Here is a 12,083-nt window from a genome sequence, read left to right on the forward strand (position 1 = left end):
CAGTTAGACGGCGTAGTGTAACGTTTCTATGGCATTGCTGGCGTTAGGTATCAATCATAAAACCGCTCCGGTTGAGGTGCGCGAACGCGTGGCTTTTGCACCGGAAAAGCTGGCGGACGCCATGCGGCAAGCGCAGATCTATGCGGATTTGCAAGAAATTGCCATTCTTTCTACCTGTAATCGTACTGAGCTTTATTGTTCTGCTAACAGTGAAGATAAAGAGCAATTGCTGCAATGGTTAGGGCAGTACCATCAGCTCGATCCTCACCTTCTCGCCCCGTGCAGCTACTTGTACGAAGAGGAGGCTGCCGTGCGTCACATGATGCGGGTGGCCTGCGGTCTGGACTCTCTGGTGTTAGGGGAGCCACAGATATTAGGGCAGCTCAAGTCAGCCTATAGCCTGTCGCAAGAGGCCGGTGTTTTAGGCGCAGAGTTGGGGCGCTGGTTTCGCCACACTTTTAATGTGGCCAAAAAGGTCCGTACCCATACCGCCATTGGCCAAAATCCGGTGTCTGTGGCCTACGCGGCGGTGAGTATGGCGCAGCATATCTTTGCTGATCTACGCCAGAGCCGCGCCTTGTTGATTGGCGCCGGTGAGACCATCGAATTGGTGGCACGCCATCTGCACCGTGCTGGCGTGCGTGAGATGACGGTGGCCAATCGTACACTCGGGCGTGCTTTGGAGTTGGCACAGGAGTTTTCCGGTCGTGCGATTGCTCTGGGTGATATCCCAGAGGTCTTGCCGAAGATTGATATCGTCATCTCATCCACCGCCAGTCAACTCCCCATTCTGGGTAAAGGCGCGGTGGAAAGCGCGTTAAAAAAACGCCGTCATCAACCTATGTTTATGGTTGATATCGCCGTTCCTCGTGATATTGAAGCTCAGGTGGGAGAGCTGGATGATGTCTATCTCTACACCGTGGATGATCTTAAGGATGTGATCGAAGAAAATCAGCGTGGTCGTGAAACGGCAGCTCAAGAAGCTGAGACGCTCATCGAAGCGGGGACGCATGAGTTTATGCGCCAGCTACGGGAGCTGGATGCTGTGGACACGCTCACGGCCTTGCGTCAGCAGGGGCAGGTGATCTGTGACGAGATGCTGGAGAAGGCCTTGCGGCAACTACAAAGCGGTAAGCCGGCTGAAGAGGTGATGTCGATTTTAGCGCGTGGTCTCACCAACAAACTGCTTCACTCTCCGACGGTCCAGCTGCGTGAAGCGTCCGCAGCCGGGCGTAAAGACCTCAATCGCCTTGTGATCGAGCTGTTTCAATTACCGGATCAAGACGTCAGCAATTCAGGCTGATAGGACATTCAAAACAATGAAAACCCGTTTGCGTGATCGCTTAGAACACCTTTCTGACCGCTTTGCTGAATTGGCTGCTCTGCTGAGTGAAGCTGAAGTCATTGCGGATCAGAATCGCTTTCGTGCTTACTCTGTTGAGTATGCGGAATTGGAACCTCTGGTGCAGGAGTTTCATGCTTATCAACAAGCCGAGGAAGATTGGCAAGCGGCTCAGTTGTTAAGCGCGGATGCGGATGCCGAAATGCGCGATTTGGCACAAGAGGAGATGGTTGCGGCCGAGGCAGAGATCGCACGTTTACAAGCCTCCTTGCAACTCTTGCTTTTACCCAAGGATCCGAATGATCGACGCAACGTCTTTCTAGAGGTGCGAGCGGGAACCGGTGGAGATGAAGCGGCGATTTTTGCCGGTGATCTTTTCCGTATGTACTCCCGTTATGCAGAACTGAAAGGTTGGCGTGTTGAGGTGATCAGTGCCAATGAGGGTGAGCATGGTGGCTTTAAAGAGATCATTTCACGCATTGCCGGTGATGAAGTCTATGCGCATCTGAAATTTGAATCGGGCGCTCACCGGGTTCAGCGGGTTCCAGAAACTGAGTCGCAAGGGCGTATTCACACCTCTGCCTGTACGGTGGCGATCCTGCCTGAGTTAGATGAAAGTGCTGAGGTGGCCATCAATAAAGCGGATCTGCGTATTGATACCTATCGCGCCTCGGGTGCTGGTGGGCAGCACGTCAATAAAACAGATTCGGCAATACGGATCACTCACCTGCCTAGTGGATTGGTGGTGGAGTGTCAGGAGGAGCGCTCCCAGCATAAGAACCGGGCGAAAGCGATGGCGCTACTGGTTTCACGTTTACAGCAAGCTGAGCAGGAGCGGATTCAGTCGGCTCAAGCCAGTACCCGTAAATCCTTGGTGGGCAGCGGTGATCGTTCTGAGCGTATTCGCACCTATAATTTTCCCCAAGGCCGCGTGACAGATCATCGTATCAACCTCACCCTGTATAAACTCACCGAGGTGATGCAAGGGGATTTGGATGCGGTCATTCTGCCTCTGCGACAGGAGTATCAGGCTGAACAACTGGGTGCGCTGAGTGATGAGAGTGACGCATGACGCTTGCGGAAGCCTTAGCGCTGAGTGCAACGCTGGAAACCTCGGAATCTCCACGTTTAGATGCGGAGCTCTTGCTCAGTGCGGTGTTAGAGCAAGAACGCAGTTATCTCTTTACCTGGCCAGAACGGGTGTTAACGCCGGCCCAGATTCAGGCCTATCAACAGCTTTTGTGCAGGCGGCAAGCGGGAGAGCCCATCGCTTACCTGTTAGGTAAAGCCTCCTTCTGGACGCTGGACTTGGAAGTCTCGTCGGCCACTCTGATCCCGCGTCCCGATACAGAAACACTGGTTGAGTGGGTATTGGCGCATTATGATGCGCGCCCCTATCGTGTTGCGGATTTGGGGACAGGTACGGGCGCGATTGCCTTAGCGCTTGCCAGCGAGCGCCCGAGCTGGTCCTTGTGCGCCAGCGATCGAATTCCCGAAGCCTTGGCGCTGGCGCAGCGTAATGCCGAACGTTTGCAGCTCACGCAGCAGATCGAATTTTGCTTGGGCTCCTGGTGTCAGGCCTTAACAGGAAAGTTTGATCTGATTTTGAGTAATCCCCCCTATATAGATGCCGAAGATCCGCATTTACAGCAGGGGGATGTACGTTTTGAACCTCTGTCGGCACTTGTGGCACCGGAACAGGGATTGGCGGATATTCGTGAACTGGCTGAGCAAGCACCTGAGTATTTACGACCCGGAGGACGGTTGCTGCTTGAGCATGGCTGGCAGCAGGCTGCTCAAGTGCGAACACTTTTGTTGGCTTTGGGTTATCAGGAAGTCTTTAGTGCGCAAGACTGGGCGGGTCGAGAGCGTATCAGTGGAGGGCTTTATGCGGGATGAAGAGTTATTGCGTTACAGTCGTCACCTCCTTTTGCCCGAAATGGATGTGGAAGGTCAGGAACGCTTGCTGGCCAGCCGCGTGCTGATTTTGGGCTTGGGTGGTCTGGGGAGCCCCGTTGCACTTTATCTCGCGGCCGCAGGTGTCGGCCAGCTCTGGTTAGCCGATGATGATGTTGTGGATTTAAGTAATTTGCAGCGGCAAATTCTACACACAGCGCAGCGTATCGGGGAAAGCAAGGTGGATTCTGCGATGCAGAGTCTGCAGGCGTTAAACCCAGGAGTGACTTTACATCCGCTGCGTGAGCGTTTGGATGAAGCGCGTCTGCAGCAGCTGTTGCAGAATCTGGATCTGGTGGTGGATTGTACCGATAACTTTGCCATCCGCTTTGCGCTGAATCGAGCCTGTGCCCAAGCGCAAGTACCTTGGGTGTCGGGTGCCGCCATTGGTTTGAATGGCCAGGTCAGTGTTTACGATTTCCGTCAGGCGCATACACCCTGTTATCAATGCTTATATCCAGAAGGCGATGATCAAGCGATGACCTGTTCTGAGTCGGGAGTCCTAGCGCCTCTGGTGGGCGTGATAGGAACCGTGCAAGCCTTGGAAGCGGTGAAGCTTCTAGCCGGTATTGGCGAGAGCTTGGCTGGACGCTTACTTCTCCTGGAAGGGGCGAGTCTACGTTGGCGGGAAATGACGCTACGTCAAGATCCGGCTTGCCCGGTTTGCCTTCAGCGCCAGCAAGGCAAACTGGCTGAGACTGAGTACTCGGGTGGATTAAACGATGTCTAAAAGGCGCATTAGATAGATCCCGGAACTGAGGGTGAGGACAGAGCCGAGTGTAGTGGTCAGGACGATGTTGGCGGCAAGCGCGGCATTCCCTCCCATCGACTTGGCCATCACAAAACTCGCTGCCGCCGTGGGGCAAGCAAATAGCACCATCATCACCGTCAATTCTTGTCCTCTAAAACCACTCAACCAAGCACCTAGCGTTAGGAGCACCGGCATAAACACCAGTTTTGTGCTGGTCGCCCAGAAAGCCTGTCCGGAGGTGTCCTGTAAGCTTTTCAGATTCAATGTGCCGCCAATCGCGAGGAGGGCTAAAGGCAGGGTGAGGTTGGCAAAATAGCGGCCAGTCGTTGAAACAACTTCGGGTAAAGGAATGCTGAGATAAGACAGGGGTAGGGCTAGGAGGACGGATAAAATTAAAGGGTTTTTGAAAATCTCCAACAGCGTTGAACCCAGGCTGACCGCTTGCTGGCTGCGCATCGGTAGTGTTAAACAGATGATCGCGAGCGTGTTATAGAGAGGGATCACCAAGGCCAGTAACAAGGATGCCTGAGCAAGACCGGATTGACCGTAGAGGTTAAAACTGACGGCTAAACCAATAATGCCATAGTTGCTCCGAAAAGCACCTTGAATAAACACGCCTAAATCTTCGGCGGCTTTGATCCAGCGCGCAGCCAATACCCAAATCAGTAGATAAATCACCAGAGTGCCGATCACCACATAGATTAGCTGCCCTGGATTAAAGACGGCATGAAAATCCATCTGGGCAATCGACATGAACACCAGTGCCGGTAGGGTGATGGTGAATACCAGCTTGGAGCTCACATTCACGAAATTTTGATCGATTAATCCTAGACGTTTGAGTAGATAACCCAAAAAGACAATAAAAAAAATTGGGGTGACAATGTTGGCAGTGAAGGCCAGAGTGTCGAGATAGAGGTTCAAGGTGCCGCTCCTCGGTGGCATATCCAGAGGAGAGGCAGCATACGCTAAGGGTGGAGTTTCGGATAATCAAAAAGCTGTATGGAAGCAGAAGCAGAACTGATTTCAGCCCAATGATTCAGAGGCAACTGGAGGGCGAGAACGGCTGAAGTCGGAAAGGCCTCTAAGCGCTCTTTTAATAGAATTTCGGCCAACTCTTGGAGACCTGGGTTGTGGCCGACAAGCATCAGAGAATGGCTGGAGTCTGGCTGCTCAGAGAGAAACTGCAACAGATGCTGGCCACTGCATTCATAAAGGCTCTTCTCGGCGCGAGACTGAGTGGGCTGGAGATCCAGTACGCCGATGAGAGCCTGAGCGGTGAGTAGGGTGCGTCGAGCCGGGCTGTAAATCAATTGATCCGGGAATAAGCCTGCCTGTAGTACGCGCTCGCACATGGCGGGCAGGTTCTGGCGTCCGCGGCGATTTAACGGGCGGTCGAAGTCCGCCAAATCAGGGTCTTTCCAACTGGATTTAGCGTGACGAACCAGTATCAGTTGGCGCAGGATGTGATCCATAGTCTTCCTCAATTCTTATCCGCTTTCGCAAGTTTTAAACCCACACGCAAGATGGTATCTCCTTCGATAGCTTTGACTACCAGGGTAACCGGCCCTACTTTCACACGATCACCGACGACAGGATGGTTGGGGAGATTTTGTGCCAAGTAATCGCCTAGGGATATCTGTGCTTCCCCTTCAATTGGTATACCAAAACCTTGTTGCAAATCGGCGAGGGTGATATTGGCATTCAGTTCAAAAAGACCAAAGAAGGTGGTTTCTTTGAGCGCCGGGATCGACTCGGCCGAGCTGAAGAGTTTTGCGAGGGGCGCTTGTGTCTCGATGGGGCCAATCACCGCCAGGCGATCCTGAGGTTGCAGTTGAGTTTGAGCATGATAAGGCAGGAGCTGATGGTCTCTTAACAGAGCACTGATCACAATGTCGGGGGGGAGGCGGATGCCTTCCAGCGTACGGGGGGGCGTCCAGTGCTCGCCATCCAGCTCAAAAATCATCAGCTGATGCGCTTTCTCGCCACCCCACTCCAGTGGTATTTCCTGCAAAGGTTTGGCCTCGGCGGGCAGCTCTAGTTTGAGCCAACGCGCCATGCGTGCCAGAGTGCCCCCTTGCACTATCAAAGATAAGACCACAACGATAAACGCCACTGTTGGAAAAAGATGTGCCTGATCAATGCCTGCCATCAGAGGGAAGATGGCTAGGACGATGGGGACCGCGCCGCGTAAACCGACCCAGGCGATAAAGAGTTGCTCACGCCAACGAAAGCCGAAGGGCCAAAGTGTCAGAAAGACGGATAAAGGTCGTGCTACCAGAATCAACACCAGAGCCAGCATCAAACCTTCACCGATATAGGCCATTTTCTCTTCGGGTGCCAGCATTAAACCGAGAATCAAGAAGAGGCAAAGCTGAGCGAGCCAGGCCAGGCCATCATGGACTTGCAGGATGTCGCTGAGCTTTTTCTGGCAACGGTTACCGACAAGGACTCCCATCAGGTAGATGGCCAGAAAACCACTGCCGTCGAGCAGATAGGTGCCCGCAAAAACGGTGAGTCCTGCCGCTGTCACCAGGAGTGGATAAAAAGCGGCCAGCAGGTGCACACGTTGAATCAGTTTGGCAAGCAGCCAACCCCCGAGCAGCCCCCCAAGCGCACCAAGACTAATTTGTTTGATCAGCAACCAAAGCGCATCCCAGAGCTGAGGTGGGGTGTCGCGTGTGATCAGCTCCAGTAAGACGATGGTTAAGAAGATGGCCATCGGATCATTGCTACCGGATTCAATTTCCAGGGTTGCGCTGACGCGTTGATTCAGGCGTAAACCATGGTTTTGCAAGAGTGCAAAAACGGCTGCAGCATCCGTTGAGGAGATGATGGTGCCGATCAAGAGGCCGTACAGCAGAGGTAAATCAAAAATCCAAACCGCAGCTAGACCGGTGATTCCTGCAGTGATTACTACACCTATCGTGGCGAGGGTGATGGCCGGTTTGAGGCCAACGCGGAAGGTTTCTGCGCGGGTACGCATGCCGCCATCCAGCAGGATGATGGCCAGTGCGAGGTGGCCGATCAGAAAGGTGGTTTCAGTGTCGGTTGGGAGTAAAGGAATATAGCTGTTCTGACCCACTAGCATACCGATACCTAAAAAAAGCAGCAGGACGGGCATCCCAATACGATTGGAAAGTGGGCTGAGCAGAATGCTGATGACCAGCGTCGCTGCGGCAAAAAATAGGGTCAGAATCATCGTCAGCTTTGATCTCTTGTCTGTAAATGCTTGGCTGGGTGCAAAGGCACGTGTGCCTTACCCAAAAGGATTATCGCACAAAGAAGATCATACAGGATGTCAGAGAAAAGTTACGACTAAAGTACGGAGCCTCTGCATCACTTGCACTATGGTCGAGTGATGCAGAGACAGGGCAGAGTGATTAGAGGCTGGAAGCGGATGGGATGACACGTGCGTAGAGGTCATGCAGAGCGGTTAGTGCCTGGCGTTTGATCTCTTTGGCGGGTAGGACTTCACCACTCAAGGGATCGGGTAGATCACGTGTGTCCGTGGCATCGGCAGGCACCACGGAGAGAAAACCATGATCCAGAGCAGAACGCACCGTGGCGCTAATACACATGTGCGTCATGTAACCCACTACGATTAGATACGGCCGTCCGCTGGCTTTCAGGGCTTCAGCAAAACCTTCAGCCGTAAAGCTGTTGGGCAGCTGTTTGCTGAAAACCGGTTCATTGGACAGAGGGGTGAGCGCATCGACAATCGCCGATCTCGGTCCTTGCGGATCAAAGATGCTGCCGTCTAATCCGAGGTGACGCACGTGAAAGACCGGCGTACCAGCTTGACGGGCGCGTTGTAGCAGATCCTGAATCACCACTAAGGAGGTTTGGGCCTCAGGTAGAGCCAGTTCGCCGCTGAAGTATTCATTTTGTACATCCACGATCACCAGATTGGCATTCGCCAGTGTCACGCTGTCCTGATGCAGACCTAGGTAGTCAGATAGAGTTTTTGTTTGAGTCATGAAATACACCTTAAAAGCGTTAGGGGCAGAAGAACACTCAGAATAAAGGCAAGTCAGATGAACGCACAGACGCAAAAAAGCAGATCACAACCGCAAGAAAGCAGAGAACTCAATTGGAATGATCTGCGCTATCTGATGGCGCTGGTACGTGCCGGGAGTTTAGCCGCTGCTGCACGGCATCTACAGGTGAGCGATACTACGATTAGTCGTGCGGTGACACGTTTAGAGGCTGCGTTGGGGATGGCTCTCCTGCAACGAGTAGAGGGGCGGTTACAGTTAAGTGATGCGGTGACGGCCTTATTGCCTTTGTTGGAAAGTGCTGAGTTGGCCTTAACCCGTGCCGCCGATTGGGCGGATCAGGAAACTCAGGGGCTTTGCGGTTGTGTGACGATTACGGCCCCGCCGATGCTGGCCAATCACTTATTAATTCCCGCTTTACCGGAATTGCGCACGCGCTATCCCGAGTTGCAGGTGAATTTTATATCCAGCCGCGAAAACCTCAACTTACAGCGTCGTGAGGCCGATCTGGCCTTGCGTCTGGCGCGCCCGACGCAAGAGGGGTTGCTGACACGCTCACTTGGATTTATGCAATATCAAGCCTGTGCGCGGCGTGATTGTGAGCCAAGCACTTTGCCCTGGATAGGTTTGAACGGAGACTTAGCTCAGCGGCCCGAAGCGAAATGGTTAGCGCGACAGATGTCGGGCCAGTCAGCGCTCTTGACGGTGAATGATGAATCCTCGTGGTTACAAATGTTGTTAGCCGGTGTGGGGCGGGGATTGTTGCCGACTTGGATGTTGAAACTCTATCCAGAGCTGTCTGTGATCGAGACGTCAGAGGCCTGTCCAAAACGAGAGGTCTGGTGGGTGTGTGATCCAGCGCGGCGCTCTCTGGCAAGAATAGATGCGGTATTGGAGTGGATCGAACGGCAAACACTGTTAGAATTGCGCCTTTAGTCTTGGTACTAAGGAATATTACCTATGTTTACACCCTCAAGTTTAGGGCGCTCGCTGGTCTTAAGTCTGATCTTGGGATTCACCTCCCTAGCGGCTTGGGCACAAGAGGGGCTGTCCGCCGTTGCCATCGAAGCCTATATTAAAAGTCTGCCTAAGGTCGAAGCGATGGGGCAGCGCATGGAGGAAGAAGGGCGCAATCACGCCTGGTTGCAGGAAGTGGTGCCCCAAGCAGGTGAAGCCTTTAATCCGCATCAGCGTGGTGTTGCGCTTTTGCAGACAGAAGCCGCGCTGGAGTACGCTGAGCTGACCGGCATCGTCACGGCGGTCGGCTTTACCAGCGCCGAGCGCTGGGCGGAGGTTGGTGACCAGATTATCCTCGCGTATGGTGCGTTAAAAGCGGAACAGGAAAGCCCGCAGTTATTTGCGATGGCATCTGAATTTCAGGGTGTGAATCCGCAAATGTTAGCGATGTTGCCGCCGGAGATGCGTTTGCAGGTTGAGCAGGCGATGCAGATCGTCCAAGCCTTTTCGCAAGTCCCTGTTTCAGATCGAGATGCTTTGCGTCCCTATTTAGGTCGTATTGATCATCTACTCAACCGTTAAGGAGCCAAGGATGCCTCTGTCAAAACCGGTACGTCGGCGTACCCTGCATACCCGTCAAACACTTTCCCATGCCTTTCAACGCGAAGATGGTCTGTGGGATATCGAAGCACGCATGACGGATGTCAAAACCGATCCAGTGAATAATCCTGAGCGTGGAGGCTTTGTCGCCGCCGGAGAAACTTTCCATGACATCAGTATGCGTTTGACCATCGATCGAGAGATGAAGATTCATGCGGTGGAAGCGGTGATGGATTCCACACCCTTTAAAATGTGTCCGCGCATTGCTGAGCGTTATCGGCTGTTGGAAGGGACACGAATCGGGCCCGGCTGGTTGCGCCAAGCGGCAGAGCTGACAGGATCCATTCAAGGTTGTACGCATCTGAATGATCTGCTGCGCCCTTTAGCGACTACCGCCTTTCAGGCGCTGTGGCCGAATGAGGGAGTGGATAATATGGATGTCGGCTCGCAGGGGGTGATTAATACCTGCCACACCTGGGCGCAAAATTCCCCTGCCGTCAAACTCTATCAGCCCCAGTATTATTCGGAGCAGCCACCTGCCGTTCGTGGCAAAGGTCGTGAAGAGGGATAAAATCCTAGATTAGGTCGGCTGAAGCATCAAAAAAAGCCAAAGAACTAAAAAAGGCGCCCGAGGATCCGGGCGCCTTTTGAGTCTATTCAGCGGTTTAACTTGCAGCGCTCAACTCAACGTTTACAGCTGCGCAGATGGCAGAGTGGACGCAAGACCATCAGTGCATACACAGTGACCGCTAAAGAGCCCCCGATCAGTGCTAACCAGTCGATGCTGGTCTGCACATAGCCCATTTGCGAATTAAAAAAGCTCGGCAGAACAAAGAAGGCGATCAAGCCAAGTATTGGGCCGAAAATCCAGGCAAAGCGACCTTGGGTGGACAGGCAGCGATAGCCTTTACGACGTCCCGCCAGTTGTGCTGCCACGAGCACGACTAAAGCCAGGATAATCAACCAGAGCCAGGGCTTCAGAGCAAACCAAAGAACAGTCAGAATTCCAGAAAGTGTCATAGTGTCTATCCTCAGATCTTGCCTTCAAGCATGGCGTAGTAAGCAGGTTGCAGCATCTTATCTTTCATCACCCAAACCGCCCAGGATTCCTCTTTCGGATCAATGAAGGAGAAAGAGGGCAGAAGTTCAGCATTCCAGCCAAACTCGACCAGCATCGCTTTACCGACTGCCGTAATCATTGGGCAAGAGGTGTAACCATTGTGTTTTTCAGGTAAGGGTTTGCCTTGAATCTGAGCAATGAGGTTGGGTTCAAGAACCGTCGCCTGCTTTTTGACGCTGGCAGCGGTTTTGTTGAATGGCATGCCCATCACATCACCGATACCAAACACATTTTTATACACAGGGTGCTGGAGGGTTTCACGATCCACTTCCATCCAGTTGCCCGCAAAAGGACCGTCCTTAAAGATCAGTTCGCTCTCACGTACCGCTTTCGGGGCGGCCATGTGCGGCACAACATGGATAAAGTCGTAATCCTGCTTAACCTCTTCACCGTCCTGTAAACGGAAGGTGGCTTCGCGACGATCCGCATCCAGTGCAACCAAGGTATGGAAGTCGTGGCGGGTCAGGCCTTGCTCTTCCCAGCGTGCTTTGACAAAGTCATTGTAATAGTCAACGCTGAACACCCGATTGGTTGGGGTGAAGAAATGCATATCAAACGCATCACGAATGCCCGCATCTTCCATGCGTGAAAGGGTCGTGAAGGTCATTTTCAGGGGCGCGCCGGCACATTTAATGGCCGTAGGTGCCAAGGTAAACACGCCGGTACCTTGACGTTTTGCCAAGAAGCGCTCGATCTCTTGATTGGTTTTGTCCGCCGCATCGATGCTCGCGTAGACGCTACCGACCCCCTTGCCTTGGCCGATCAGATTCACATCCATGCCTTCGATCTTGTCATACTGGAGTTCCACTCCGCAGGCCACGATGAGGTAGTCATATTGGATGCTATCGCCATTATTCAGACGTACCTGGTTGTTCTCAGGGTCGTATTCAGTGACCAGAGCACGTACCCAGTTCACGCTACCCGGCAACCATTCAGCGGTTTTGCTGATCGTCTGATTTTTGTTCCAAACCCCAGACGCGACCAGTGTCCAGCCGGGTTGGTAATGATGTTCTTCACGTGAATCAATGACGGTGATACGCGCGCCCTTAAGGCTGCGCGATAACCGGTTGGCCATAGCCGTACCACCGGCACCGGCACCGCTGATGACGATGTGTGCATTGGTAGAGATGCTGTTTGCGCTTGCATTTCCGGCTAAGCCCAGCAGCGGGGTCGCGGCTGCGGCACCCAGACCCAGTTTAAGCAGATCGCGACGACGAAGATTCGTCAAATCCGGTGTATGTTTCGACATAAGGGGGAGACTCCGGTTTCATTCTTATCGACTCGTCAGAGACTTAAAGGTCGGGTCTGACGGATCATGGGAGTATAGTTTTTCCTAAGCTAAAGTAAATATAACTAATGTAT

Annotated in this window: 13 protein-coding genes; 7 read left to right on the forward strand and 6 right to left on the reverse strand. The window is 53.1% G+C overall.

Going from position 1 to position 12,083, the window contains the following annotated elements; translation table 11 throughout:
* Positions 1-28 precede the first annotated feature (28 nt).
* From hemA to moeB, 4 genes are read left to right on the forward strand one after another with little or no spacing between them, the layout of a single operon-like run.
* The gene (gene hemA / locus E1H14_RS02215; RefSeq protein WP_149389805.1) at positions 29-1,303 is read left to right on the forward strand and encodes a glutamyl-tRNA reductase; all 1,275 of its coding nucleotides are present in this window, start codon (positions 29-31) and stop codon (positions 1,301-1,303) included.
* A 16-nt stretch (positions 1,304-1,319) separates the two neighbouring features.
* On the forward strand, positions 1,320-2,414 hold the full coding sequence (gene prfA / locus E1H14_RS02220) for a peptide chain release factor 1 (RefSeq protein ID WP_149389806.1): 1,095 nt from the start codon (positions 1,320-1,322) through the stop codon (positions 2,412-2,414).
* On the forward strand, positions 2,411-3,241 hold the full coding sequence (prmC, locus tag E1H14_RS02225; protein ID WP_149389807.1) for a peptide chain release factor N(5)-glutamine methyltransferase: 831 nt from the start codon (positions 2,411-2,413) through the stop codon (positions 3,239-3,241). Before prfA ends, prmC begins: the two co-directional genes overlap by 4 nt.
* Positions 3,231-4,028: a molybdopterin-synthase adenylyltransferase MoeB gene (moeB, locus tag E1H14_RS02230; RefSeq protein ID WP_149389808.1), complete on the forward strand. Its 798-nt coding sequence runs from the start codon at positions 3,231-3,233 to the stop codon at positions 4,026-4,028. The genes prmC and moeB overlap by 11 nt, the downstream gene beginning before the upstream one ends.
* Here the strand turns inward: moeB and E1H14_RS02235 are convergent.
* From E1H14_RS02235 to E1H14_RS02250, 4 genes are all read right to left on the reverse strand, one after another.
* A complete protein-coding gene (locus E1H14_RS02235) occupies positions 4,014-4,970 on the reverse strand; it encodes an AEC family transporter (protein ID WP_149389809.1) in 957 nt (318 codons plus the stop codon). The two genes, moeB and E1H14_RS02235, sit on opposite strands and share 15 nt — an antisense overlap.
* Before the next feature lie 44 nt (positions 4,971-5,014).
* The gene (locus tag E1H14_RS02240) at positions 5,015-5,521 is read right to left on the reverse strand and encodes a SixA phosphatase family protein (RefSeq protein WP_235017359.1); all 507 of its coding nucleotides are present in this window, start codon (positions 5,519-5,521) and stop codon (positions 5,015-5,017) included.
* 8 nt (positions 5,522-5,529) lie between these two features.
* Positions 5,530-7,248, reverse strand: a complete 1,719-nt coding sequence (locus tag E1H14_RS02245) for a potassium/proton antiporter (protein WP_149389810.1) — start codon at positions 7,246-7,248, stop codon at positions 5,530-5,532.
* A gap of 181 nt (positions 7,249-7,429) precedes the next feature.
* Complete coding sequence (locus E1H14_RS02250; protein WP_149389811.1) at positions 7,430-8,026, reverse strand: cysteine hydrolase family protein; 597 nt, start codon at positions 8,024-8,026, stop codon at positions 7,430-7,432.
* Between the two features lie 57 nt (positions 8,027-8,083).
* On the opposite strand from E1H14_RS02250, the gene E1H14_RS02255 reads away from it, so the two are divergent.
* From E1H14_RS02255 to E1H14_RS02265, 3 genes are read left to right on the forward strand one after another with little or no spacing between them, the layout of a single operon-like run.
* Positions 8,084-8,980: a LysR family transcriptional regulator gene (locus tag E1H14_RS02255; RefSeq protein ID WP_149389812.1), complete on the forward strand. Its 897-nt coding sequence runs from the start codon at positions 8,084-8,086 to the stop codon at positions 8,978-8,980.
* Positions 8,981-9,004: 24 nt separating this feature from the next.
* On the forward strand, positions 9,005-9,583 hold the full coding sequence (locus tag E1H14_RS02260) for a hypothetical protein (RefSeq protein ID WP_149389813.1): 579 nt from the start codon (positions 9,005-9,007) through the stop codon (positions 9,581-9,583).
* A 10-nt stretch (positions 9,584-9,593) separates the two neighbouring features.
* Positions 9,594-10,172, forward strand: coding sequence for a DUF2889 domain-containing protein (locus E1H14_RS02265; protein ID WP_149389814.1), 579 nt, complete (start codon positions 9,594-9,596; stop codon positions 10,170-10,172).
* 113 nt (positions 10,173-10,285) lie between these two features.
* Here E1H14_RS02265 and E1H14_RS02270 read toward each other — a convergent pair whose 3' ends face one another.
* Complete coding sequence (locus E1H14_RS02270; RefSeq protein ID WP_149389815.1) at positions 10,286-10,621, reverse strand: hypothetical protein; 336 nt, start codon at positions 10,619-10,621, stop codon at positions 10,286-10,288.
* 11 nt (positions 10,622-10,632) lie between these two features.
* Positions 10,633-11,970: an NAD(P)/FAD-dependent oxidoreductase gene (locus E1H14_RS02275; RefSeq protein ID WP_149389816.1), complete on the reverse strand. Its 1,338-nt coding sequence runs from the start codon at positions 11,968-11,970 to the stop codon at positions 10,633-10,635.
* Positions 11,971-12,083: the final 113 nt, after the last annotated feature.

It is taken from the genome of Nitrincola tapanii, assembly GCF_008368715.1.
Taxonomy (GTDB): domain Bacteria; phylum Pseudomonadota; class Gammaproteobacteria; order Pseudomonadales; family Balneatricaceae; genus Nitrincola; species Nitrincola tapanii.